The organism is Agrobacterium genomosp. 13 str. CFBP 6927, assembly GCA_900012615.1.
Taxonomy (GTDB): Bacteria; Pseudomonadota; Alphaproteobacteria; order Rhizobiales; family Rhizobiaceae; genus Agrobacterium.
The window spans coordinates 278,306-301,560 of record LT009757.1 but is presented as its reverse complement, the minus strand read 5'-3'; the positions used below and the strand labels follow the sequence as shown (position 1 = coordinate 301,560).

Below are 23,255 nucleotides of genomic sequence, written 5' to 3'. Positions count from 1 at the left end.
AGTCAGATTTCTCATTTTTCCCGTCGCCGGTTGCGGCGCGGTCACTCTTCCCCGATCGTTTCCTCCCCGAAACTTTCGGAAAATCTCTTTTGCGACAGCGTCAGATGCTGCCGCATCGCCTCGCGTGCGCCTTCCGGGTCGTTGGCGGCAATGGCGTCGCGGATTGCGCGGTGTTCCTGAACGGCAAGGTTCCAGGTGTGCGGCCCCTCGAAATAGCTGGCGAGCTTTTCGAAAAAGGGTGACAGGCTGCGCTCGTCATAGATCAGGCCGGTAAAGCGATTGAGCGCCGAATTGCCGATGATATCGGCAATCGCGGTATGGAAGGCCCGGTCGAAATTGAGCGCCTGCGGCGAGCTGTCGAGCGCGCCGGCCATGCGTTCGATGATATCATCGAGCTTGGCGATGCATTCCGGTGTCGCAAGCCTTGCCGCTTCCTCCGCAATTGCGCTTTCGATGATGCAGCGCGCCTGCAGGATTTCGAATGGCCCATGCGCATCCGGCATTGCCGGCTTTTCCTTGTCCGGCTTGCGCGACGCGTTCACATAAACGCCCGAGCCCATGCGGATGTGGATATGGCCTTCCACTTCCAGCACGATCAGCGCTTCCCGCACCGTCGGGCGGGATACGCCGAAACGTTCCGCAAGGTCGCGTTCCGCCGGCAGGCGTTGACCATCGGTCAACTCTCCCGTCTCAATGAGCAAGCGAATTTGTTCCGCGACCAGCCGGTAAAGGCGGCGCGGCTCCAGAGCCACAAACATGATGTCCTCCCAGCGCGAAAGTCTCCCCCGATCGCGCAAGCGGTAAGATGGTCTTACCAATTTTATTAGGACGCATTTGTGCGGTACTGTCAATCGGCCGGTGGTGGAAAAGTGGGGGAGGAGTTTGAGGCTGTTCAGCAGGTCGGGCGTTGTCTTATTCCGGGGCTTTTACCACTGCCGTCATCCCGGCCTTGAGCCGGGATCCAGCCAGCCCAAGTCCTTGGGCTGAAAGGACTCTTCCCGGCGCGTGAGAGCCGCGTCGGCTGGATTCCGGCTCAAGGCCGGAATGACGGGAAAAGGTTGCGCCGGACAGTCTGAAGCGACTGACTTGCCGCTTTAAGGTTGAAAATAGTGCCGAGGCCTTAAACGCAGGCAGCCTTCTTCAGCCTCTATTGCCCGCGAGCCTCAGAGCGCCATTCTCACCAATGACGACATCCAGCTCACCATACCCACCAATCGAATGATGCGGCGTTTCGATGGGGTGCGAATGGGTGGCATTGATCACCACCACCGTTGCGCCCATGCTTTCCCCGGCCTGAATGCCGGCGGGTGCATCTTCGAAGACGACGCAGTTTTCAGGCCTAACGCCGAGCTTCTCTGCTGCTTTTTTGTAACCTTCCGGGTCCGGTTTGCCGTTCACCACATCCTCGGCGCAGATCATGACAGGGGGCGGTGTGAGGCCTGCTGCCGCCAGACGCAGTTCGGCAAGTGCGCGGGCGGCGGAAGTGACGATCGCCCATTTTCCAGCCGGCAATTTCTCAAGAAAGGCCGCTGCCTGCGGAATCTGGAGAATGCCCTCGACATCCTCCATTTCCTTTTGCAGCAGCATATCCGCCTGTTCCTGGATATCGAGCCCGGGAATCGCCTCGCGGCGCACCACTTCCGATGCGCGCATGCCGTGGATGCGTTGCAGGAAGGCGTTCGGTTCTATGCCATTGTCCACGGCCCATTCGCGCCATACACGTTCCACCACCGCGATCGAATTGAGCAGCGTTCCGTCCATGTCGAACAGGAAGGCGTCATATTCGCGCGAAAACATCTGGCTGGCCGGCGGGACTTTGCTGTGCATGTCATTTTTCCGTTGGACGTGTGGAGTTGCCCTCGTGTCTACAGCATTGGCGGAGATAACGGAATCGCTTTTCCGCCGGAGGGGCAAATGACGATCTTTCGGTCTGTAGCGGTCATGGCTGTTCCAGAGTCGGACGCTTCAGACTGCCGGCGACTCGGGTGAAGGCGGGCAGGGGAGGCGGTGCGCTATCCGGTGATGCGGGAGGTCAGGTTGCAGCAAGGATAGGCCGCTATCATGAGTTTTCGCGAGCGATGAAAATACGCAAAATCAGCGAGTAGTGAGCATTTCCGAATGTTTTGCATGAGAATTTTCAGGATCGAATTTTCTTAACGAAACCGTCGCTTTAAGGGCTCCGTTAACTATTTGTTAACCATATTCGAGGTACCTAATTGTCAACGATTTGTTTACCAAGATGACCAAAGTGCTAACAGACCAGCGTTCCATCCGTATCAAAGGCCGCTCCTTCCTCGCAGTCGTCCTGTCCCCTGAAGCTCCGGTCGATCAATGGCTGGAAAGGCTCGATGATCTTGCCGCGCGTTCGGCGGGTTTCTTCCTGTCGCGTCCGGTGGTCCTGGATGTGTCGGAGCTCACGCTCGACAAGGCGGGCTTGAAGGAATTGCTGGCGGCGCTGACCGAGCGCAATGTCGGCATCATGGGGATCGAGGGTGTTCGCCCCTCGATGATAGAACCCGGCATGCCGCCGTCGCTGAAGGGTGGAAAGCCCGCCTCCGATGTCGAGGTGGAGCCGGTTGCCGTCACCGCCGTCGAATTGCCGGAGGAGAAGCCGCGTGCTTCCGGCGAAGTTCGTGCCGTCGTGCAGTCGCTGGTCATCAACGAGCCGGTTCGCTCCGGCCAGTCGATCATGTTTCCCGAAGGTGACGTGACCGTCATCGGCTCGGTCGCTTCGGGGGCGGAAATCATCGCGGGTGGTTCGGTGCATATTTACGGTGCGCTGCGCGGACGTGCGATGGCCGGTTCGCTCGGCAATGTCTCGGCGCGCATCTTCTGCCGCAAGCTGGAGGCGGAGCTGCTTGCCATCGACGGCGTCTACAAGGTGGCTGAGGATATTGACGACAAGCTGCGCGGCCAGCCCGTTCAGCTCTGGCTGGAAAACGATACGATAAAGGCCGAAAAACTTGGCTGAAGAAACACTGAAGACAACACAGGAACAGGAGAGCCGTATGGGGAAGGTAGTCGTTGTTACTTCCGGCAAGGGCGGGGTCGGCAAGACCACCTCGACCGCAGCGCTTGGCGCCGCACTGGCGCAGAACAAGCAGAAGGTCGTGGTTGTCGATTTCGATGTCGGCCTGCGCAACCTCGATCTCGTCATGGGTGCTGAACGCCGGGTGGTTTACGATCTCGTCAACGTCATCCAGGGCGATGCCAAGCTGACCCAGGCGCTGATCCGCGACAAGCGCCTCGAAACGCTGTTCCTGCTGCCTGCCTCGCAGACGCGCGACAAGGACAATCTGACGCCGGAAGGTGTCGAATGGGTTATTGCCGAGTTGAAGAAACATTTCGACTGGGTGATCTGCGACAGCCCGGCCGGCATCGAGCGCGGCGCGACGCTGGCCATGCGCCATGCGGATGTGGCTGTCGTCGTCACCAATCCGGAAGTCTCCTCGGTGCGCGACAGCGACCGCATCATCGGCCTGCTGGATTCCAAGACGCTGAAGGCCGAACGCGGCGAGCGCATGGAAAAGCACCTGCTTCTGACGCGTTACGATTCCGCCCGCGCCGAACGCGGCGACATGCTGAAGGTCGACGACGTCCTGGAAATTCTCTCCATTCCCCTGCTCGGCATCATTCCCGAAAGCACGGATGTGCTGCGCGCTTCCAACGTCGGTGCGCCGGTCACTCTGGCGGACGCCCGTTGCGCGCCGGCCATGGCCTATTTCGATGCCGCCCGCCGGCTGTCCGGTGAGGACATTCCGGTGGTCATTCCGGGCGAGAAGCGGGGTATCTTCTCCAAAATCTTCGCAAGGAGGGCTGCATGAGCATCTTCAGTCTCTTCCGCAAACAGAAGTCGGCCCCGCTTGCGCGTGAGCGCCTGCAGGTGCTGCTGGCTCACGAGAGGGCGTCGTCGGGCTCCGATCTCGTCGCCATCCTCAGGGAAGAAATTCTCGCCGTCATCGCCAAGCATGTCCAGATCGACAATGACCGGGTGCATGTGAAGATGGATCGTGACGAGCATGTCTCGATACTCGAGATCGACGTCGAAATCCCCTTGAGCGCCGACCTGCGCGCCGCGTGATGTTTCCTGCGAAAACGCCGCCCCACCGGGCGGCGTTTTCATTTATTCAGCCGTCGTATCGACCGGCTTTCGAAACACTTCTTCCAGATCGCCGGGCAGCGGGCGTTTGAGGTTCATGCCGTTCGGCGGGATCGGCGCGTTGAACCATTTGTCGTAGATTTTCTCGATTTCGCCACTTGCGTAGATTTGCCCCAGCGCGTCGTTGACGGCGTCCCGGAAACCGGTATCGCCGTGACGGAGCATCAGGCCATAGGGCTGCGGCGGGGCGAGATATTCGTTCGAGATGGAATAGTCTTCCGGCCTGCCAGTTTCGGCGACGAAGGATCTCAGGAGAATATCGTCCATGACGAAGGCCGAGGCGCGGTTTTCCGTCACCATCTCAAACCCGCCTTCCGTGCTGTCATTTTGCAGAACCGCGATATTCAGCCCCAGTTTGCGATTGAGCACATTGAGCTGAGCGATATTGATGGTTCCCGTCGTCACCACCACGGTTCGCCCGGCAAGATCGCCGACGGTGGTGAGGCCGCTGGATTTCAGCGCGACATAACGGGTGCCGGTGATGAAATGGCTGTAGGAAAACCACACGGCCTTGCGTCTTTCTTCCGTATTCGTGCTCGCCACGCATTCCATGTCGATCGTGCCGTCGTTGAGCAGCATGATGCGGTTGCTGGGGGTGCGTTTGACGAAATCAATCTTCAATTCCGGCAGGCCCAGTTTCTTCTTGATGGATTCGGCCACCCTCAGGCAAAGCTCGATACTGTAGCCGATCGGCTCCGGACCGGTGCCCAGATAGGAAAAAGGAACGTTTCGGTCAGCATAACCCAGCCGGATGGTGCCGGTTTTTGCAATGGTTTCAAGTGTCGGTGGCTGGGTATCGTCGCCGGCCGCAGTGGCGGGCAGAAGACTTAAAACCCCAAGAGCAAGCCACAATGTCGATCTCTGCATCGCGCATCTCCAGCTAATATAAATCCAAAACATGTCTTCGTAAAAAATAGGGGCCGCGTGCCGCTTGCACGTCAGTCCCGGTATTCGGCCGGATTTTCATAGGCCTGTTTCAGGGAGGCCGCCATTGGCAGGTTCAGGTTCATGCCGTTCGGCGGAATGGGCTTGGTGAACCATTTCTCATAAAGGCCGTGAATGGCGGGGCCGGTGAAGATATGGCGCAGACTTTCGTTGACCGCGGCCTTGAAGGCCGGATCGTCGCGCCGGAAAACAAGGCCGTAAGGCTCGGGCGCGCTCAGCGTGTCTTCCGAAAGTGCATAGAGGTCTGGGTTTTCGGAGGTTGCTGCCAGCGCCGCCAGCAATATGCCGTCCATGACGAAGGCGGAGGCCTTGCCGGCAACGACAAGTTCGAACGCTTCCTCGTTGGTTTTCGTCGGCATGACCGAGATATTGAGGTTCTTTTGCCGGTTCACGGCATTCAGCTGCTCGATATTGACCGTGCCGGAGGCGGATGTGACGGACCTTCCGGCAAGATCGGCAAGGCTTTTGAGGTTGTCCTGCTTGCGAGAGAGAAACTGCGTCGCCGTCATGAAGTTCGGATAGGAGAAATCCACCACCTTCCGGCGTTCGCTATTATTGGTCGTCGCCGCGCATTCGATATCGATCTGGCCGCTGCGGACAAGGATGAAGCGGGTTGCGGGCGTGGCCTTCACATATTCGAGGTCGATCCGGTCGAGCTTAAGCTGTTTGCGGATATCTTCACTGATCGCCCGGCAGAGATCGGTCGAGAAGCCGGTGATTTCTCCATTCGGCAACTGATAGGAGAAGGGTGGCTCGGCTTCGCGGTAACCGATGCGGATCTTTGCGGTCTTGGCAATCTGTTGAAGCGTGTCGCCTTCGCCGGCGGCCTGCAGCGGGGTGATGGGAGCAAAGCATGTGAGGAAAAGGCAAAATACTGCAAGGCGCATTTTATTTCCTTTGTCTGGTAGCCGGTTTCTCAAATCGCTTTTTGTGGTGGGCAATAGGTTTCCTGTATCGGCCGACCGGCGTCGTCAAACCCGTCTTTCCCGATCGGCGTGATGACGGCACGGTTCTTGAGGATATGGGCAAGCGGCGCCGGTTCGGCGAAGTAATAGCCCTGGGCCTCGTCACATCCCGAAAGCTTGAGCGCCTCGACCTGCTGCTCGTCCTCCACGCCCTCGGCAGTGACTCTCAGGCCAATCTGTTCAGCCATGTCGATGATGGTGTTGACGATGGCCGAACACATGGGATTGCCGGGCAGGCCGGAGACGAATTCGCGGTCGATCTTGATCTTGTCGAAGGAAACATGGGTCAATGTGCTGAGCCCGGCATAACCCGTGCCGAAATCATCGAGCACGAGGCGCACACCCCTTTCCTTTAAAAGCTTCAGGGCGCGGGCGCTGCTATCGCGCTCCAGCATTGCCGTTTCGGTCACTTCCAGTTCCAGACGCTCCGCCGGAAAACCGGATGTTTCAAGCGCCCTGTCGACAATCGGGACGATGTCGTCATTGCAGAGCTGCACGGCGGAAAGATTGACGGCGAGCCGGATGTCCCGGGGCCAGCTCATCGCGTCCTGGCAGGCCTGTGACAGCACCCATTCACCCAGAGGTTTGATGAAGTTGTTTTCTTCGGCAAGCGTGATGAAACGGTCCGGGGCGATGAGGCCAAGCTTGCTGTGACGCCAGCGGGCCAGCGCCTCATAAGCAACGATGCGACCGCTCTGCAGATTGACGACGGGCTGGTAATGCAACTCAAATTCGCGGTTTTCGAGGGCGGACTTCATGTCTATTTCCAGCGCATGCTTGTGCTGCACCGCCATGTCCATGCCGGGTTCGTAAAACACGAAATAACCGCAGCCCATGGATTTCGCGCGATAAAGGCCGAGATCGGCATGTTGCAGAAGCTGGGTGGCGGATGTGCCGTGGCCCGGTGCGCAGGCGATGCCGATACTGGTATCGATACTGATTTTGCTGCCTTCGAGGTTGAAGCTGCGTGAGACCGCATGCACCACCCGCGCCGCCAGCATCGCAGCACTACTCTCGCAGTCAGCGCTTGCCGACTGTATGATCGCGAATTCATCGCCGCCAAGGCGGCTCACCATGTCGTTTTCACCGAGCACGGCAGAAATCCGCGATGCCACCGCCACCAGCAAGGCATCGCCGGCGGCATGGCCCAGCGTGTCATTGACGGCCTTGAAGCGGTCGAGATCGAGCAGCATGACGTTGAACGGCTGCCCCGACGCGGAAAGGTGCTCGAGACGGTTTTCGAGCGTCTTCATCAGCAGTACGCGGTTGGGCAGTCCGGTCAGGGCGTCATGGTGGGCCATATGTTCCAGCTGCTGCGCCATGTCGCGTATCTGCCGCAGGCGTCCGCGTTCCAGAACCGCCTCACGCAGCGTTTCGATGGCCGTGGCCATATCGCCGATTTCATCCCTGCGCGTCTGAAACGGTGTAACGACATCCGTTTCCTCGCGGGCGATGCGCAGCGTCGCCTGCACCAGAGCCGGAACGGGTTTCAGGAAGTGCCGCGCAATCACCGTTACAAGGACACCGGTCACGGTCAGCACCACGATCAGTGCAATGAGCGAATTGTAGATCAGCTTGCGTTGCGCGCCATACAGCTCATCCGAACCGCCGATGCTGACGGCGACCGCCCCGATCGGTTTCTTCGTTTCAATGCTGATGATCGGCAGCAGGCCGATATAATGGTTCGACTCGCCAATGGTCGCAAAGCCGGTGGCGAAACGGGCGGCCACGGCATCTCTTGAGAAGATGGGATCGGTGGCGAGCGGTTTTTCGTCATCGTCGGTGGCGTTGTCGAAGGCGGCCGCGATCTGCCGGAAGCCGGAATCGTCCTCGTCATACCGGAAAAGCCAGACGGCGTTTTTGGTTTGCGCGCCGATGAGGGCGAGAACGTCACTGGGATTGAAGCCGGTAACGAGGATGGATTCGTCGTCGCCGATCGGTTTGTCCGTCAATATGCCGTTGACCTGCCCGTCCGTATCGGCGGTGACGCTGACATAGGTGTAGATGCTGCGCAGCGTCGCGCTGGCGATCTGTGAATTGACGCGGGCCTGGTTGAGCCATTGCTCGCTGGCGGCGGCAACGAACATGTACCAGCCGACAAGCGCGCCGATGCTGTAGGAAAAAATCACGCCGCCCAGAAATATCAGGGTTATCTTGCTGGCGAGCGAACGCCGCCGCGAAAGGCGGCCCGATGCCGGCTGCGTCGTTGTGCGAAGCGTGTGGCCGGGTTCAGTCTGTCTATCTATCCCCCGATAGGCAGTCTCTTCCATGCGCGATAGTCCCCCGCGATGTCGCGTTATAATTGTTTTATGGAATTTTATAGGACATGCATTTCAACGGTGTCTGCTAAATAATTCAACAAAGTTTAGATGCGATTAAGAATTAATCCGTCTTTTTATAGTCGCCGCTCGTGTAAGCCCCAGCGTTCCTGCATCGCAGATTGAAAGAATCGCAGGCTTGCGGTCATGCCCTGAAACAAAACGGCCAAGTCAGTATGACAACCTTTGCGCGTTTCTCAAGTCGACTTCTCTGCGGCTGGGGACGCCGACCGGCCTTGCCAAGCAGCCGATAAACGGCATGTTGTGCGCACTGTCGGATTTCAGGAAAGATCATCATGGCTCACAGGGGTAAAAACATCGCTCAGCTTTCCGTTCTCATCCAGAGCGGTCATCTCGATCCATGCGCCCTGGCGGAAGAGACGCTGGATGCGATCGGTAAAGAGGGCGATCAGGCGATTTTTGTTGGCCTGACGGCGGCGCGGGCCATGGCGGAAGCGGAGGCAGCCTCCAGACGCATTCGCGAAGGACGCTCCCTGGGTGTGCTCGACGGTATTCCGGTGGCCTGGAAGGATCTTTTCGATCTTGAAGGCATGGCGACCACGGCCGGATCGACCGTGCTGGCGGGCGATGCGCCTGCCCCCGCGACGCCGATGTGGTGACGGCGCTGAAAAGGGCCGGAATGGTCTGTGTCGGCCGCACCAATATGAGCGAGTTTGCGTTTTCCGGCCTCGGTATCAACCCGCATTACGGCACGCCGCGCAATCCGGCCTCCACGGATGATCACCGTCTGCCGGGCGGCTCGTCCTCCGGTGCGGGCGTTGCCGTGGCCGCAGGTCTGGTGCCGGTGGCGATCGGCACGGATACCGGCGGATCGGTGCGCATTCCCGCCGCCTTCAATGGCGTGGTGGGCTACAAGGCAAGCCGTGGCCGTTATTCGATGCGTGGTGTTTATCCGCTCGCGAAAAGCCTCGATTCGCTTGGGCCGCTGACCCGAACCGTGCAGGATGCCGTCTGGGTGGATGCCGCCATGCGTGGCAGGGCTGCTGCCGATCTGGCACGCAAGCCTCTTGCCGGCCTGTCGCTCGTCGTGCCGGAAACGGTATTTTTTGACGGTATCGAGGAGGGCGTCGCAGCTGCTTTCGAACAGGCGGTGGAGCGGCTCTCCCGTGCCGGCGCCTCAGTGCGGCGGCAGGCATTCCCGATCTTTTCGCAATTGTTCGATCTTATCAGGGAAAAGGGCGCGCTGGTGACGGCGGAGGCTTTTGCCCTGCACAAGGCACGGCTGGAAGGCGCGGATGCCGCGCGGATGGACCCGCGTGTGGTGGCGAGAACCAGGCTTGGCGCGAATATCTCCATGCCCGACTATATTGGGATTATGGAAGCGCGTGAACGCATGACGGCGGCGTTTTCCGAAATGATCGGCAAGGACGAACTGCTGGTCTCGCCGACATTGCCGCATGTCGCCGCCAGGGTCGCGCCGCTTCTCGATGATGACGATGCCTTTTTCGCCATGAATGCAAAGACCCTGCGCAACACCCAGATTGGCAATTTTTTCGATCTCTGCGGCGTTTCCATTCCGTGCGGAACAGGTGAGGCGGGAATGCCGGTTGGTTTGCTGCTTTCTGGCCTGCATGGTGCGGATGAGCATGTGCTGGGTGTTGCGATGGCTGCGGAAGAGATCGTTCGGGGCTGAGAGGGCGGTTCACACAGCCATTCTCCGTCACCCTGGACTTGATCCGGGGTCCAGCGCGATCAAGTCCTTGATCGCGAAAGACTCCTGACGCCGCGCAGACGCGCGGCTGCTGGATGCCGGATCAAGTCCGGCATGACGGAGAGAGTATTTGGCCGTCTCGACCTATAGCCTCACCGAGCCGCCCAGTTGGCGCCGCGGCGGAACATGGTTTTCATCTGCGGTACGGAAAACTCCTTGGCCTGATGGCCAAGCGCCGAATAGAAGACCCGGCCCTTGCCGTATTTGCGTTTCCACACCACCGGCATCACCACGCCGTCGATCCACCAGGCATGATCGCCTGTAAATTTCGTCGTTGCCAGAACCTCGTTCGAAGGGTCGACATGCATGTAATATTGCTCCGACGTATAGGGGAAATCGGCAATCCCCTCCATCAGCGGGTCGTCGGGGCGGGTGATGTTGACGTGGTAGTCGATGATATTGCCGGGATGGGCAACCCATTGGCCGCCGATCATGAACTGATATTCGACGCATTCGCGGAAACTATCGCCCGCGCCACCGTGAAAGCCGGCGATGCCGACGCCGTTTTCCACGGCGGCCGTCAGGTTCTTGATCTCTTCCTTTTCGATCTTCGACATGGTGACGATGGGCACCACGAGGCTGAGATCATGCACCGAAGGATCGGCGAAAGCTTCCGTGCTGTGCTCGACATAGACCTTGAAACCGTCTTCCTCCAGCATGTCCTTGACGATGGTGGCGCATTCCTGCGGCTCGTGGCCGCTCCAGCCGCCCCAGACGATGAGTGCTTCGCGCATTTATTTTCTCCTCCGGATTATTTGCCGAGCTGGCCGTCGACCAGCGATGTTTCGAGCGGAGCAGGGCGCTCCGCCTTGGTGGTGATGGAAACGGTGGTGCCGGTGTCCGATGCCGTCTGGAAGGCCTCCATGACCTCCAGCACATGCAGGGCAAGATCGCCATTGGCGCGGTGCGGGCGATTTTCGCGGATCGCATGGGCCATATCCGCTACGCCTATCGAGCGGTAATTGCCGTCCGCATAGGGGGATGACAGCGCTTGCGGCTCGAACTGGCCGCCCTTTTTCAGCAATTGCACCTCGCCGCCGAAATGGTTTGGATCGGGCACGATCAGCGTGCCTTCGGTGCCGTAAAGTTCCAGCGGCACATGTTTGTGGCCGGCCACATCAAAGCTCATGCCCACCTGCACCAAGGCGCCATTCTGGAACGCCAGCACACCGGAGACATGGGTGGCAACATGAACGGGGATTTTTTCACCGCTTTTCGGCTCGCTGGTGATGAGGCGCTCATTGCGCGGCGCGATGGCAAAACCCGCGACTTTGGCGACCGGGCCGAACAGGTTGACGAGATCGGTGATGTAATAGGGTCCCATATCCAGCATCGGCCCGCCGCCAACCTCGTAATAGAAGGCCGGGTTGGGATGCCAGCGCTCATGGCCGGGGCACATGAAGGTGGCCGTGCCGCCAACCGGTTGGCCGAGCACGCCCTCATCGATCAGACGGCGTGCGGTCTGGTGCCCGCCGCCGAGGAAGGTGTCGGGGGCCGAGCCGATGCGAAGGCCCTTTGCCTTTGCCGCATCCGCAAGGCGTTTGCCCTCGGCGAAATTGATGCCGAGCGGCTTTTCGGAATAGGCGTGTTTGCCGGCGTCAAGCGCGCGCAGCCCCACCTCCACATGCGCCTTGGGGATCGTCAGGTTGACGATGATCTCCACGGAAGGATCGGCGAGAAGCGCGTCGATGCTGGTTGCCTTAAGGCCGAATTCATCGGCGCGGGCTTTCGCCGCCGCCTCGTTCATATCCGCAAGACCGCGAATGTCGAGAATGGGAAACGACGCCATGGCCTTGAGATAGGCGCTGGAGATGTTGCCGCAGCCGATGATGCCGATACCGACCCTGTTCATGTGATTTCCTCCCGTAAATCAGAAATGCCGAAGCCCGTGCTCAACCCGTGGGCTAAAGCGCTGGCCCCGTGGTGTTCCATGGCGATTCGTAAAGCTCGTAGAGTGCCACTGCTGCTGCCCCCTGCGCCCACAGCTCGTCGCTCGCAATGTCGAAAACCAGCTCGGCGACGCCGGCCAGCGAAGGCGGCACGGCGGCGTTGTAGCTGTCACGAATACTGGCGATGAAGGGTTCGCCAAGTTCGAGGCTGGAGCCGGTTATGATGACACGTGGCGGTGCAAACAGCGTGACGATATTGGCAAGCGTCAGGCCCAGTGCCGCGCCGGCGCGCAGGGCTGCCGCAATGAGATTGTGATCTTCAGCCGCAATCAGCGCATGGGCATGCTGCATGCCGCGACCAAGCCGGATCGCCTCGGCAAAGCGTCCGTCCACCGGGCGCGAGCCTAAAATGGCGTTTTCGCCCGCCTGGCTCGCCAGCCGTACCGTGCCATCATTGGCAAGGCCGATGACGAGGTCGCCGAGATTGTGGCTGAGGCCGCCGGCACCGCGAAACAGCTGGTTCTGGTGCAGCACGCCAAGCCCGAGCGTCTGTTCGAGCGAAATCAGCACCATGTCTTCCAGATCGCGGGCATGGCCGAACCAGTGATGGGCGAGCGTGATGGCGTGGGCGTCGCTTTCGATGATGGTCGGCGAATTCAGCCGCGCCGTCATTTCCTCGGCGAAATTGACGTTCACTTCCCGCAAAATCGGGCTGCTGCGGATTTTCCCGGTGCGATGTTCGATGACGCCGGGCAGGCCGAGGCAGACCATGTCCACATCTTCCAGCGATAGCCCGGCATCGACCACACAGCGCCGCACACCGTCCTCCACCAGGTCGGCGATGACGCCGATGGGCTGGCGGTCAACACGGATCGGCAGGGCAAGCGTTGAAAGCACGTTGCCGCAGAAATCGGTGACGACAAAGACCATGCGGCTTGCGGCGATCTTGGCGCCCACCACGCGGGCTGCATCCGGGTTCAGCTCCAGCATCACGCGCGGCCTGCCGCGCGCGCCTTCAGTGCGGATATCGCCGATATGACGGGTGAGAATCAGCCCGTCATCGAGCAGTGAGGCGGTGATCGCCGAAACGGTTGTGGTGGAGAGTTGTGTTCTTTCGCTGATTTCCACACGCGAGATCGGTCCGTGACGGCGGATGCTATCCAGCACGCTCAGCCTGTTGATCGCGCGCATCAGTTCTGGGTCTGCGGTCTTCATGGGGGTCCTGCTGCGATCGATGCCTGTTCGTGAAGCCGATTTATATCGGGTTGCGGATTAAATAACGGTGTAGGGGAGGGGTGTGTCAAGCTGTTTGGGCAAAAAATCGGCATAGCGCCTTGACATTGGGCGAGGCCTAATGTGAATTAATCCGCATTGGGGAATAAATGAGGAAATCCCCAGGGAGGATCACAATCATGACGATTTGGCACGCAGGCGCAAGCCTGAGCGGCAGGCTGACAGGCTTTGCCACAACGACAAGCATTGCTCTCATGCTCGGCGCCGCAAGCGCCTCGGCCGCAACGGTCGTTAAATGGATGCATGTGGAATTGGACCCGAAAGCCGTGGCCGTCTGGGAGGAAATTGCCAAGGATTTCGAGACCAAGCATCCTGATGTGGATGTACAGCTGCAATTTCTGGAAAACGAAGCCTTCAAGGCGAAATTGCCGACCCTCCTACAATCCAACGACGTGCCGGATTTCTTCTATAGCTGGGGTGGCGGCGTTCTCGAAGAACAGTCCAAAACCGGTGCGCTGAAGGATCTGAGCGAGGTTTTCGACGCCGATGGTGGCAAGCTCCGGCAGGCCTATAACTCCTCCGCAATCGATGGCCTGTCTTTTGATGGCAAGGTCTGGGCCGTGCCCTACAAGGTCAGCCTCGTCAGCTTCTTTTATAACAAGGAGCTGTTTGCCAAGGCTGGCGTGAAGGTGGAAGACATCAAGAGCTGGGATGATCTCGGCGCCACGGTCAAGAAGATCAAGGAAGCCGGCATCGTGCCGATCGCCGGTGGCGGCGGTGAAAAATGGCCGATCCATTTCTACTGGAGCTATCTCGTCATGCGCAATGGCGGGCAGGCCGTGTTCGATGCCGCCCGCAAGGGCGAGGGCGAAGGTTTCATGGATCCGGCCATCATCAAGGCGGGTGAACAGCTGGCCGAATTTGGCAAGCTCGAACCCTTCCAGCCCGGCTATCTCGGCTCCACCTGGCCGCAGGCGCTCGGCGTGTTCGGTGACGGCAAGGCGGCGATGATCCTCGGTTTCGACAATACCGAGGCCAATCAGCGTAAAAATGCCGGTGACGGCAAGGGGCTGGCCGCCGACAATATCGGCCGCTTCGCCTTCCCCGTCGTCGAAGGCGGCGCGGGCAAGGCCACCGATACGCTGGGCGGCCTGAATGGCTGGGCGGTCACGAAAAACGCCTCCAAGGAAGCGATCGATTTCGCGGCCTTCCTGACCAGCAAGGAAAGTGAAGAGAAGATGGCAGCCGCCGGCATGATCCTGCCCGTTGCGACGGGTGCGGATGGTGCGGTCAAGAACCCGCTGTTGGCGGATTCGGCGAAGCAGCTTGCCGGCTCCACCTGGCACCAGAACTTCTTTGATCAGACGCTGGGCGCTGCCGTCGGCCGCGTCGTCAATGATGTCTCCGTCGAGATCGTCTCCGGCCAGATGAGCGCGGAAGAGGGTGCCAAGCAAATTCAGGACGCTTTCGAGCTTCGCTGATTGTCACCTGCATTGCGGCCGCCGCGCTAAAACGCGGCGCCGCGATATCTGCATAAAAGAAAGCGGATAGAGATGACGGATATTTCCATGACTTCTGCATCCATACCGGCGCGCGGCGCGGCAAAGGCGAAGCGCAAGCAAAGTTCGGTTGCGCATGACCGGGCGCTGACCCTTCTGGTGTTTCTACCGCCGGCACTGTTGCTCTTTACCCTGTTCGTCATCCTGCCCATGGGCGAGGCGGCGTGGTACAGCCTTTATCGCTGGAACGGCTATGGCACGCCGACGGATTTCGTGGGGCTGCGGAATTTTCAGGTCCTGTTCGGCAATGCCGCCTTCTCGCAGGCCCTGCTCAATAATGGCCTCATCATCCTGATTTCCGTATTGATCCAGATCCCGCTGGCGATCTGGCTTGCGATGATGCTGGCGCACCGCATTCCCGGCGTCGTTGCCTTCCGGCTGGTTTTCTTCCTGCCCTATGTGCTGGCGGATGTTGCAGCCGGTCTGATCTGGCGTTTCGTTTATGACGGCGATTATGGCCTCTTCGCCGCCATCTCCAATTTTTTCGGCTTTGCCAACCCTTACGTGCTGGCCGACAAGGATGTGGCGATCTATGCCGTGCTCGGCGTCATCGTCTGGAAATATTTTGGTTTCCACATGATGCTGTTCATCGCCGGCCTTCAATCCGTCGACAAGAACGTGCTGGAAGCCGCCGAAATCGATGGCGCTTCCGGCTGGCAGAAGTTCCGTTATGTCACGCTGCCAATGCTCGGCTCCACGGTGCGCCTTTCCGTCTTCTTTGCGGTCATCGGCTCATTGCAGCTGTTCGACATGATCATGCCGCTCACCGGCGGCGGGCCGTCCAACTCCACGCAGACCATGGTTACCTTCCTCTACACCTACGGCGTCATGCGCATGCAGGTGGGGCTTGGCAGCGCGGTCGGCGTCGTTCTTTTCATCATCTGCGTGACGCTCGCCTTCGGTTACAAAAGGATTTTCATGCGCCATGACTGATACACCCACCTCCGTCCGCATGCCGCTGCAAACCAAGCTTTATCTTTACATATCGCTGAGCCTGATTGCGGCCATTGTGCTCATCCCGTTGCTTACTACCGCGCTTGGCGGCTTCAAGACGCTGGGAGACCTGCGTGTCAACCCGTTCGGCATTCCTGCCGAATGGCAATGGGCCAATTACGGCGATATTCTCTTCGGCAAACGTTACTGGCTGCAAATCTTCAATTCGCTTGTCATCGCGCTGTTGACGGTGTTCCTGACGCTGACCGTCTCGGCCATGGCCGCCTTCACCTTCGCGCATGTGAAGTTCTTCGGCTCGTCCCTCCTGCTGAATTATTTCCTGCTGGGGCTGATGTTCCCGGCGGCCACCGCGATCCTGCCGCTGTTCATCCGCATCCGCGATCTCGGCCTGCTAGACACCTACTGGGGTGTGGTGTTGCCGCAGGTGGCCTTCGGGCTGGGCATGAGCATTCTCCTGTTCCGCAATTATTTCCGCAATCTGCCGGAGGAGCTGTTTCAGGCCGCCTTCGTGGATGGCTGCGGTTATCTGCGCTTCTTCTGGCACATTTCCATGCCGCTTTCGCGGCCGATTGTGGCGACCGTCGGCATCGTGTCCTTCGTCGGCAGCTGGAACAGCTATATCCTGCCGCTGATCATGCTGAATTCGGAATCGAAATATCCCTGGCCGCTCGGCATCATGGTGTATCGCGGCGAATTCGGCACGGAATGGCAACTCGTTCTCGCCTTCATCACGCTGACGATCCTGCCGACCGTCATCGTTTTCTTCCTCGCACAGAAACACATCATCGCGGGCCTGACGGCCGGTGCCGTCAAATCGTGACTTGAAAGGAGCAAAACATGGCTTCCGTCGAACTTAGGGATATCCGCAAGTCCTATGCCGCGCTCGATGTCATTCACGGCATCTCGCTTGATATTACGGATGGCGAATTCATCGCGCTGGTCGGGCCTTCCGGCTGCGGCAAGTCCACGCTTTTGCGCATGATCGCCGGGCTGGAGGAAATCACCGATGGGGATATCCTCATCGGCGGCACCGTCGTCAACGGCATGACCCCGCGCGAGCGCAACATCGCCATGGTGTTCCAGTCCTATGCGCTTTATCCGCATATGACGGTGGCTGAAAACATGGGCTTCAACCTTAAGCTCGCCGGTCAGCCAAAGAACGTCATAGAGGAGCGCGTGGCGGAAGCCGCCCGCATGCTCGATCTCGGCAAGCTTCTGGATCGCAAGCCCTCGCAGCTTTCCGGCGGCCAGCGCCAGCGCGTCGCCATGGGCCGCGCCGTGGTGCGCAATCCGGCCGTTTTCCTGTTCGATGAGCCGTTGTCCAATCTGGATGCCAAGCTGCGCGTGCAGATGCGCAGCGAAATCAAGACTTTGCACCAGAAAGTTGGCACGACGTCCATCTATGTCACCCATGACCAGATCGAGGCGATGACGCTGGCGGACCGGGTGGTGGTGCTCAATCACGGTCGTATCGAACAGCAGGGCACGCCGCTCGAACTTTACAAGACACCGGCCAATCTCTTCGTTGCCGCCTTCATCGGCTCGCCGGCCATGAACCTCATCGAAGGCGTGGTCGATGGCGAGGGCGACCAGCCTGCCGCCCGGCTGAAAGACGGAACCGCGATCCGTATTGCCGCGACACGCAAGGTCAAGCGCGGCCAGCCGGTGACGATCGGACTTCGCCCCGAACATATCGGTTCGACCATCGGCGGCGATATATCGCTGTCCGGCCGGACGGTGCTGGTGGAACCGACGGGAGCGCAGACCCATGTGGTCTTCGAACTGGCGGGCGATCAGGTGACGGCGGTGGTGGATGGCGAGCAGCCGGTCAAGGTCAACACCCCCTTTGCCGCGACCGTGCATCATGAGCGCGTGCATGTGTTCGACAGGGCGAGCGGGCTGGCGCTTTAGCCGGTTTTCGCTTTTTTAGTGAAATAGCGAAATTCTCTCGTCCCTCCGCTTTTGGGGCTTGTTTGAAAATTACGACCGGTTAGCTTGGCGCTGGGAGCCAAAGCGGTTTTACCGCTTAACTGTATCGATACAGGGAGGAGTTTTTATGAGAACGATCAAGGGACCGGGTATTTTTCTCGGCCAGTTTGCCGGTGATGTCGCCCCTTTCAACAGCTGGGACAGCATTACCAAATGGGCGGCCGAAAAGGGCTATGCCGGTGTGCAGGTGCCGACATGGGCCGGGCAGCTGATCGATCTCAGAAAAGCGGCGGAATCGAAGGATTATTGCGACGAATTTGCCGGGGTGGCGCGCCAGAACGGTGTCGAGGTGACCGAGCTTTCCACCCATTTGCAGGGCCAGCTTGTTGCCGTTCACCCGGCCTATGACGAGGCTTTCGACGGTTTTGCAGCACCTGAAGTGCGCGGCAATCCGAAAGCCCGCCAGCAATGGGCGGTGGAGCAGGTGAAGCTGGCGCTGAAAGCGTCGAAGAATCTCGGCATCAAGGCGCATGCGACCTTTTCGGGCGCGCTCGCCTGGCCGTTCATTTACCCCTGGCCGCAACGCCCGGCCGGTCTGGTGGAAACCGCCTTCGATGAGCTGGCGAAGCGCTGGACGCCGATCCTCGATTATGCCGATGAGCAGGGTGTGGATGTCTGCTACGAAATCCATCCGGGTGAAGACCTGCATGATGGCGTGACGTTTGAGATGTTCCTGGAGCGGGTGAAGAACCACAAGCGCGCCAACATGCTCTACGATCCCTCGCATTACATTCTGCAATGCCTCGATTATCTCGACAATATCGATATCTACAAAGACCGTATCAAGATGTTTCACGTCAAGGATGCGGAGTTCAATCCGACCGGGCGGCAAGGCGTTTATGGCGGTTATCAGGGCTGGGTGGAGCGGGCTGGCCGCTTCCGCTCGCTGGGTGACGGGCAGGTTGATTTCGGTGCCGTCTTCTCAAAAATGGCGGCCAATGATTTCGATGGCTGGGCCGTGGTCGAGTGGGAATGCGCGCTGAAACATCCTGAAGACGGTGCCCGTGAAGGCGCGGAATTCGTCAAGGCGCATATCATCCGCGTTACGGAAAAAGCCTTTGACGATTTCGCATCCGGTGGCACCGACGATGCGGCCAACCGCCGCATGCTCGGGCTTTAAAAGCATTTCAGGGGAGATATTATGGCTATTGAAGGAAAGACAACCGACAAGGCGAACAAGCGGATTCGCCTTGGCATGGTGGGCGGTGGTTCGGGCGCATTCATCGGCGGCGTTCACCGCATGGCCGCACGGCTCGACAATCGTTTCGATCTCGTGGCGGGCGCCCTGTCCTCGACGCCGGAAAAATCCATTGCCTCGGGCCGCGAACTCGGGCTCGATCCTGAGCGTTGCTACGGGTCCTTCGAGGAAATGGCCGAAAAAGAGGCCCTTCGCGAAGACGGTATCGAGGCGGTGGCAATCGTCACGCCCAATCATGTGCACTATCCCGCCGCAAAGGCGTTTCTGGAGCGCGGCATCCATGTCATCTGCGACAAGCCGCTGACCTCCAATCTGGAAGATGCCAAAAAGCTGAAGCAGGTGGCCGACAAGGCCGATGCGCTGTTCATCCTCACGCATAATTATACCGGTTATCCGATGGTGCGGCATGCGCGGGAACTGGTGGAGGCCGGTGAACTTGGCAATATCCGTCTGGTGCAGATGGAATATCCGCAGGACTGGCTGACGGAAGCGGTGGAACAGACCGGTGCGAAACAGGCCGTCTGGCGCACCGATCCAGCGCAATCCGGTGTCGGCGGTTCCACCGGCGATATCGGCACCCATGCCTATAATCTCGGCTGCTTCATTTCCGGTCTGGAAGCGGATGAGCTGGCGGCGGATGTGCACACCTTTGTCGAGGGCCGACGGCTGGATGATAATGCCCATGTGATGCTGCGCTTCAAGCCGAAGGATGGCAAGCAGGCGGCCAAGGGACTTTTGTGGTGCAGTCAGGTGGCCGTTGGCCACGAGAACGGGCTGAAAATCCGCATTTACGGCGACAAGGCTGGCATCGAATGGACGCAGGCCGATCCGAACTATCTGTGGTTCACGAAGCTCGGCGAGCCGAAGCAGCTCATCACCCGTGGCGGCGCAGGCGCTGGGGCCGCGGCGGCACGCGTCACCCGCATCCCGTCCGGCCATCCGGAAGGTTATCTCGAAGCCTTCGCCACCATATATACGGAAGCGGCCCATGCCATTGAGGCCCGCCGCACAGGCTCTGCGCTGGACAAGGCGGTTACCTATCCAACCATCGATGATGGCGTCAAAGGTGTTGCCTTTGTTACGGCCTGTATCGAATCCGGCAAGAAGAACGGTGGCTGGGTGAAATTGTGAAATGGGATCGGGTATGATCGCCATGCCCGACCCGGATTGAAAATGCGCTGCGAGCCTTTTGGGGCTCCGGCGCTGAGCAGCGGCTTATCAATCAAAGGACCCGCACGCGTGCGGGTCCTTTTCTGCAACTGGTATCTTATATTTGCGAGGCTTCGACCTGCGGCACCACGCCACGGCGGGATGCCATGAGCGATGCGCCGAGGAGTGCCGCTATGGCCACGAAGACGAAGACCATGGTTGCGCCCTGAAGGTCGATCAGCAGGCCGCCCAGAACCGCACCGCTGGAGATGGCGATCTGGAAGGTGGTGAGCAGCAGGGCGCCGGCGCTTTCGGCCTCGTCTGAAGCAACCCTCGTGATGAAGCTCTGCACACTGACCGGAAGTGCGCCGAAAGCGAAGCCCCAGGAGGCGATGGCGAGACCGGCGACAAGGGGCGATGCGCCGGCAATCACCAGAACAGAGGCGGATGCGGCGATCAGGGTGGCGGCGAACGTCACCGCCCATGCCGTATTTTTCTCGGCGAGGAAACCGCCGAAGAGATTACCGAAGAAACCACCGATACCGTAAACCAGCAGGACCAGCGAGATCGCCTCGACGCCAAGGTGCGGCACCTCTTCGAGGAACGGACGGACATAGGTGAAGCCGGCAAAGTGACCTGCGACGATGAACAGCGTCGTCAGAAGGCCGATCCTGACCTGCGGGCGCTGTAGCAGCCGGAACATGGTGGCAAGACCGGGCGCACCGGCTGGCGGCAGGGACGGAACGGTGAGCAATTGCACGAGAAGTGCAATGACGCCAAGCACGCCGGCAACGACGAAGGCCGCACGCCAACCAAGCGTTGCCCCTATCCACGCGCCCACGGGGGCGGCGCAGACGGTGGCAACCGAAACACCCGTCAGAATGATGGCCATGGCGCGTGGCATCTTATCCAGCGGAACAAGCCTCAGCGCCAGCGCCGCCGACATGGCCCAGAAACCGCCAAGGCCGATGCCGAGCAGAACGCGTGATGCAAACAGCATGAAAAGACCGTTGGCAAAGGCGGCAAGCGTGCTGGAAATGATCAGCAGCGTGGTAAGCCCGAGCAGGGTCCAGCGGCGATCGATGCTGCGTGTGCCGATGACGACGCCGGGACCAGCCACCGCCGCAACCAGCGCGGTGACGGTGATGGACTGGCCGGCAATGCCGGAACTGATGGAAAGATCGGCCGATAGCGGCGTCAAAAGGCTGACCGGCAGAAATTCCGCCGTCACCAGCCCGAAGACGCCGAGTGAAAGCGAAACCACGGCGGCCCATTTCGCATCCGGCTCTGTCTTGCGCGGCGTATATTTAAGTTCGTTGATTGTCCGGCTATTCATGAAAATCTCCTGATGCGCATTGCGGGAATACGCTCTGAAACGGAATGGCGAAACGATGAGGCCGGGGGAGGCCGGTCCATCGCCTGCAAATCGATGGTCGTAAGCTATGCGTGACAGGCTGGCGTTTCCATGCTAGAAAATCCTTATTCCTTAACCAAACGTCCGAATTTGTGAGATGTCATGAACGATGCCCTGACGGAAATGCTGCGAGGTCTCAGGCTTGATGGCGTCGAATATGGCCGCTGCCGCATGGCTACGCCCTGGGCGACGGCCTTTCCCGAACAGGAGGCGGCGCGATTTCATTTCATTGGCGTGGGACAGGCCAAATTGCAGAAACCTTCCGGGGAGTGGCTGACGCTGACATGTGGCGATGCGGTGCTTCTGCCCCGCGGCCACGCCCATGTGCTGGGCAGCGGCGAGGGTGTGACGCCCGCCCTGTTCGATCGCTTCGGCAAAAAGGAAGTGTGCCAGGGCATTTTCGACATGCAATGCGCCAGCGCCGGCGGCGACACGGTGGCGTTCACGGCCTCGATGCGTTTCAACATGGATAATCTGCATCCGCTGCTGCAGCTGATGCCGGATGTGATGCTGACCAGCGATCTTGCCAAAAGCGATCCGGCCATTCCGCATCTCCTGGAAGCCATGGCGCGCGAGGTGGAACTGAACCGCGTTGGCGCCGGGGGCATTCTGGCACGGCTTGCCGATGTCCTGACGGCGACCCTGATCCGCACATGGGTGGAACATGGCTGCGGCGATTCCAGCGGCTGGCTTGCCGCCGTGCGCAATCCCGAACTTGGGCGGGTGCTGGCGGCGATCCATCTCACCCCCGAAAAGGACTGGAGCGTGGAAGAGCTTGCCTCGCTGATGGGCGCATCCCGGTCCAGTTTTGCGGAACGCTTCACCCGCGTGGTGGGGGAGAGCCCGGCGCGTTATGTGGTGCGCATTCGCATGCATCAGGCGCGGCTATGGCTGCGCGAAGGCATGCGTGTGACGCTGGCGGCGGAAAAACTCGGCTACGATTCCGAAGCCTCCTTCAGCCGCGCTTTCAAACGCGTGATCGGCGCACCACCCAGCCAGTTCCGCAGGAAGGACACGGCAGGGCTGGAGGATGCGGCTTAAAAGCTTCAAACAAGCCGGATAAGATATCGCTTGAGACGCCGTCCGGGGAACAACCACCATGAGCATTGCCGACGACGCCCGTTTCTGGAACCGGACAGCGCGGAAATATGCCGAAGGCAGGATTGCGGATGAAGCGGGATATGAGCGCACGCTGGAGCGAACCCGCGGCCTGCTGAGGCCGGAAGACAGTATATTGGAACTGGGCTGCGGCACCGGGACAACGGCAATCCGGCTGGCAGGCGGTGTCAAAGACTATCTTGCGACGGATATTTCCACGGACATGATTGCGATTGCGCAGGAAAGAAAACACGCCGCCGGCTCTCTCACCAACCTCGTTTTCAGCATTGCGACCGTGGAAACGCTTGTGCCTCACCCCGCGCAGTTTAACGCGGTTCTGGGTTTCAATTATCTTCATCTAGTCCGTGACCTGCCCGGTGCATTACAGCACATACATTCCCTGCTTGCCCCGCAGGGGCTGTTCATCACCAAGACACCCTGCGTCGGGGATATGAATCCGTTTATCCGCCTTGTGTTGCCGGCCATGCGCGCAATCGGCAAGGCCCCCTATGCCGGCATCTTCACCGCCACCGAGTTGAGCCGGCATATAACAGCCGGAGGCTTCGACATTCTGGCCACGGAATTCCACGCGACAAAGGGCAATGACAAGCGGCCTTATATCGTGGCGCGTAAAAGATAATCTGAACCGCCTT

General features: G+C 59.7%; 20 protein-coding genes and 1 pseudogene. 12 read left to right on the top strand and 9 right to left on the bottom strand.

Going from position 1 to position 23,255, the window contains the following annotated elements; all coding sequences use genetic code 11:
- Positions 1-41: 41 nt before the first annotated feature.
- Together AGR13A_RS15700 and AGR13A_RS15695 are read right to left on the bottom strand one after the other, a co-directional pair.
- Entirely contained in the window at positions 42-758 is a 717-nt protein-coding gene (locus tag AGR13A_RS15700; RefSeq protein WP_035220791.1) for a FadR/GntR family transcriptional regulator, read from the bottom strand.
- A 382-nt stretch (positions 759-1,140) separates the two neighbouring features.
- The gene (locus AGR13A_RS15695; RefSeq protein ID WP_080837354.1) at positions 1,141-1,827 is read right to left on the bottom strand and encodes an HAD family hydrolase; all 687 of its coding nucleotides are present in this window, start codon (positions 1,825-1,827) and stop codon (positions 1,141-1,143) included.
- 412 nt (positions 1,828-2,239) lie between these two features.
- Here AGR13A_RS15695 and minC point away from each other — a divergent pair, with 412 nt between their 5' ends.
- The 3 genes from minC to minE are packed head-to-tail and all read left to right on the top strand — an operon-like array spanning position 2,240 to position 4,081.
- Positions 2,240-2,971: a septum site-determining protein MinC gene (gene minC / locus AGR13A_RS15690; RefSeq protein WP_167377561.1), complete on the top strand. Its 732-nt coding sequence runs from the start codon at positions 2,240-2,242 to the stop codon at positions 2,969-2,971.
- Between the two features lie 37 nt (positions 2,972-3,008).
- Positions 3,009-3,824, top strand: a complete 816-nt coding sequence (minD, locus tag AGR13A_RS15685) for a septum site-determining protein MinD (RefSeq protein ID WP_003510752.1) — start codon at positions 3,009-3,011, stop codon at positions 3,822-3,824.
- Complete coding sequence (minE, locus tag AGR13A_RS15680) at positions 3,821-4,081, top strand: cell division topological specificity factor MinE (protein ID WP_003500829.1); 261 nt, start codon at positions 3,821-3,823, stop codon at positions 4,079-4,081. Before minD ends, minE begins: the two co-directional genes overlap by 4 nt.
- 42 nt (positions 4,082-4,123) lie before the next feature.
- Here minE and AGR13A_RS15675 read toward each other — a convergent pair whose 3' ends face one another.
- The 3 genes from AGR13A_RS15675 to AGR13A_RS15665 all read right to left on the bottom strand — a co-directional run bounded on the left by AGR13A_RS15675 (position 4,124) and on the right by AGR13A_RS15665 (position 8,339).
- Positions 4,124-5,026, bottom strand: coding sequence for an amino acid ABC transporter substrate-binding protein (locus tag AGR13A_RS15675; RefSeq protein ID WP_080837350.1), 903 nt, complete (start codon positions 5,024-5,026; stop codon positions 4,124-4,126).
- Between the two features lie 71 nt (positions 5,027-5,097).
- A complete protein-coding gene (locus AGR13A_RS15670; RefSeq protein ID WP_080837346.1) occupies positions 5,098-5,991 on the bottom strand; it encodes an amino acid ABC transporter substrate-binding protein in 894 nt (297 codons plus the stop codon).
- Positions 5,992-6,020: 29 nt separating this feature from the next.
- Positions 6,021-8,339, bottom strand: a complete 2,319-nt coding sequence (locus AGR13A_RS15665) for an EAL domain-containing protein (RefSeq protein ID WP_080837339.1) — start codon at positions 8,337-8,339, stop codon at positions 6,021-6,023.
- A 344-nt stretch (positions 8,340-8,683) separates the two neighbouring features.
- Here AGR13A_RS15665 and AGR13A_RS15660 point away from each other — a divergent pair.
- Positions 8,684-10,041: pseudogene (locus tag AGR13A_RS15660) on the top strand (amidase).
- Positions 10,042-10,211: 170 nt separating this feature from the next.
- Here AGR13A_RS15660 and AGR13A_RS15655 read toward each other — a convergent pair.
- From AGR13A_RS15655 to AGR13A_RS15645, 3 genes are read right to left on the bottom strand one after another with little or no spacing between them, the layout of a single operon-like run.
- Entirely contained in the window at positions 10,212-10,853 is a 642-nt protein-coding gene (locus AGR13A_RS15655; protein ID WP_003500892.1) for a ThuA domain-containing protein, read from the bottom strand.
- A 17-nt stretch (positions 10,854-10,870) separates the two neighbouring features.
- Entirely contained in the window at positions 10,871-11,971 is a 1,101-nt protein-coding gene (locus AGR13A_RS15650) for a Gfo/Idh/MocA family protein (RefSeq protein WP_080837338.1), read from the bottom strand.
- 52 nt (positions 11,972-12,023) lie between these two features.
- The gene (locus AGR13A_RS15645; RefSeq protein WP_080837335.1) at positions 12,024-13,223 is read right to left on the bottom strand and encodes an ROK family transcriptional regulator; all 1,200 of its coding nucleotides are present in this window, start codon (positions 13,221-13,223) and stop codon (positions 12,024-12,026) included.
- 197 nt (positions 13,224-13,420) lie between these two features.
- Between AGR13A_RS15645 and AGR13A_RS15640 the strand changes: the two genes are divergently transcribed.
- From AGR13A_RS15640 to AGR13A_RS15615, 6 genes are all read left to right on the top strand, one after another.
- Positions 13,421-14,722, top strand: coding sequence for an ABC transporter substrate-binding protein (locus AGR13A_RS15640; protein WP_080837333.1), 1,302 nt, complete (start codon positions 13,421-13,423; stop codon positions 14,720-14,722).
- A gap of 72 nt (positions 14,723-14,794) precedes the next feature.
- The gene (locus AGR13A_RS15635; RefSeq protein ID WP_080837331.1) at positions 14,795-15,733 is read left to right on the top strand and encodes a carbohydrate ABC transporter permease; all 939 of its coding nucleotides are present in this window, start codon (positions 14,795-14,797) and stop codon (positions 15,731-15,733) included.
- On the top strand, positions 15,726-16,574 hold the full coding sequence (locus tag AGR13A_RS15630; protein WP_080837329.1) for a carbohydrate ABC transporter permease: 849 nt from the start codon (positions 15,726-15,728) through the stop codon (positions 16,572-16,574). The genes AGR13A_RS15635 and AGR13A_RS15630 overlap by 8 nt, the downstream gene beginning before the upstream one ends.
- 17 nt (positions 16,575-16,591) lie before the next feature.
- The gene (locus AGR13A_RS15625; protein WP_080837326.1) at positions 16,592-17,665 is read left to right on the top strand and encodes an ABC transporter ATP-binding protein; all 1,074 of its coding nucleotides are present in this window, start codon (positions 16,592-16,594) and stop codon (positions 17,663-17,665) included.
- Positions 17,666-17,810: 145 nt separating this feature from the next.
- On the top strand, positions 17,811-18,863 hold the full coding sequence (locus AGR13A_RS15620) for a sugar phosphate isomerase/epimerase family protein (RefSeq protein WP_080837323.1): 1,053 nt from the start codon (positions 17,811-17,813) through the stop codon (positions 18,861-18,863).
- Positions 18,864-18,884: 21 nt separating this feature from the next.
- Positions 18,885-20,072 carry a Gfo/Idh/MocA family protein gene (locus tag AGR13A_RS15615; RefSeq protein WP_080837321.1) on the top strand — a complete coding sequence of 396 codons (1,188 nt, stop codon included), beginning with the start codon at positions 18,885-18,887 and terminating at the stop codon, positions 20,070-20,072.
- Between the two features lie 136 nt (positions 20,073-20,208).
- Here AGR13A_RS15615 and AGR13A_RS15610 read toward each other — a convergent pair whose 3' ends face one another.
- Entirely contained in the window at positions 20,209-21,426 is a 1,218-nt protein-coding gene (locus tag AGR13A_RS15610) for an MFS transporter (protein ID WP_080837316.1), read from the bottom strand.
- A 180-nt stretch (positions 21,427-21,606) separates the two neighbouring features.
- On the opposite strand from AGR13A_RS15610, the gene AGR13A_RS15605 reads away from it, so the two are divergent.
- Together AGR13A_RS15605 and AGR13A_RS15600 are read left to right on the top strand one after the other, a co-directional pair.
- A complete protein-coding gene (locus tag AGR13A_RS15605; RefSeq protein WP_035220770.1) occupies positions 21,607-22,545 on the top strand; it encodes an AraC family transcriptional regulator in 939 nt (312 codons plus the stop codon).
- Positions 22,546-22,603: 58 nt separating this feature from the next.
- On the top strand, positions 22,604-23,242 hold the full coding sequence (locus AGR13A_RS15600; RefSeq protein ID WP_080837312.1) for a class I SAM-dependent methyltransferase: 639 nt from the start codon (positions 22,604-22,606) through the stop codon (positions 23,240-23,242).
- The last annotated feature ends 13 nt before the right edge of the window (positions 23,243-23,255 follow it).

What these genes read in the sequence shown, in the direction of transcription:
- AGR13A_RS15625 (WP_080837326.1), top strand. Translation starts at nt 16,592, where the DNA reads ATGGCTTCCGTCGAACTTAGGGATATCCGCAAGTCCTATGCCGCGCTC.
- AGR13A_RS15650 (WP_080837338.1), bottom strand. Translation starts at nt 11,971, where the DNA reads ATGAACAGGGTCGGTATCGGCATCATCGGCTGCGGCAACATCTCCAGC.
- AGR13A_RS15700 (WP_035220791.1), bottom strand. Translation starts at nt 758, where the DNA reads ATGTTTGTGGCTCTGGAGCCGCGCCGCCTTTACCGGCTGGTCGCGGAA.
- AGR13A_RS15615 (WP_080837321.1), top strand. Translation starts at nt 18,885, where the DNA reads ATGGCTATTGAAGGAAAGACAACCGACAAGGCGAACAAGCGGATTCGC.
- AGR13A_RS15645 (WP_080837335.1), bottom strand. Translation starts at nt 13,223, where the DNA reads ATGAAGACCGCAGACCCAGAACTGATGCGCGCGATCAACAGGCTGAGC.
- AGR13A_RS15600 (WP_080837312.1), top strand. Translation starts at nt 22,604, where the DNA reads ATGAGCATTGCCGACGACGCCCGTTTCTGGAACCGGACAGCGCGGAAA.
- AGR13A_RS15610 (WP_080837316.1), bottom strand. Translation starts at nt 21,426, where the DNA reads ATGAATAGCCGGACAATCAACGAACTTAAATATACGCCGCGCAAGACA.
- AGR13A_RS15665 (WP_080837339.1), bottom strand. Translation starts at nt 8,339, where the DNA reads ATGGAAGAGACTGCCTATCGGGGGATAGATAGACAGACTGAACCCGGC.
- AGR13A_RS15635 (WP_080837331.1), top strand. Translation starts at nt 14,795, where the DNA reads ATGACGGATATTTCCATGACTTCTGCATCCATACCGGCGCGCGGCGCG.
- AGR13A_RS15630 (WP_080837329.1), top strand. Translation starts at nt 15,726, where the DNA reads ATGACTGATACACCCACCTCCGTCCGCATGCCGCTGCAAACCAAGCTT.
- minC (WP_167377561.1), top strand. Translation starts at nt 2,240, where the DNA reads ATGACCAAAGTGCTAACAGACCAGCGTTCCATCCGTATCAAAGGCCGC.
- minE (WP_003500829.1), top strand. Translation starts at nt 3,821, where the DNA reads ATGAGCATCTTCAGTCTCTTCCGCAAACAGAAGTCGGCCCCGCTTGCG.
- AGR13A_RS15605 (WP_035220770.1), top strand. Translation starts at nt 21,607, where the DNA reads ATGAACGATGCCCTGACGGAAATGCTGCGAGGTCTCAGGCTTGATGGC.
- AGR13A_RS15695 (WP_080837354.1), bottom strand. Translation starts at nt 1,827, where the DNA reads ATGCACAGCAAAGTCCCGCCGGCCAGCCAGATGTTTTCGCGCGAATAT.
- minD (WP_003510752.1), top strand. Translation starts at nt 3,009, where the DNA reads ATGGGGAAGGTAGTCGTTGTTACTTCCGGCAAGGGCGGGGTCGGCAAG.
- AGR13A_RS15670 (WP_080837346.1), bottom strand. Translation starts at nt 5,991, where the DNA reads ATGCGCCTTGCAGTATTTTGCCTTTTCCTCACATGCTTTGCTCCCATC.
- AGR13A_RS15620 (WP_080837323.1), top strand. Translation starts at nt 17,811, where the DNA reads ATGAGAACGATCAAGGGACCGGGTATTTTTCTCGGCCAGTTTGCCGGT.
- AGR13A_RS15655 (WP_003500892.1), bottom strand. Translation starts at nt 10,853, where the DNA reads ATGCGCGAAGCACTCATCGTCTGGGGCGGCTGGAGCGGCCACGAGCCG.
- AGR13A_RS15675 (WP_080837350.1), bottom strand. Translation starts at nt 5,026, where the DNA reads ATGCAGAGATCGACATTGTGGCTTGCTCTTGGGGTTTTAAGTCTTCTG.
- AGR13A_RS15640 (WP_080837333.1), top strand. Translation starts at nt 13,421, where the DNA reads ATGACGATTTGGCACGCAGGCGCAAGCCTGAGCGGCAGGCTGACAGGC.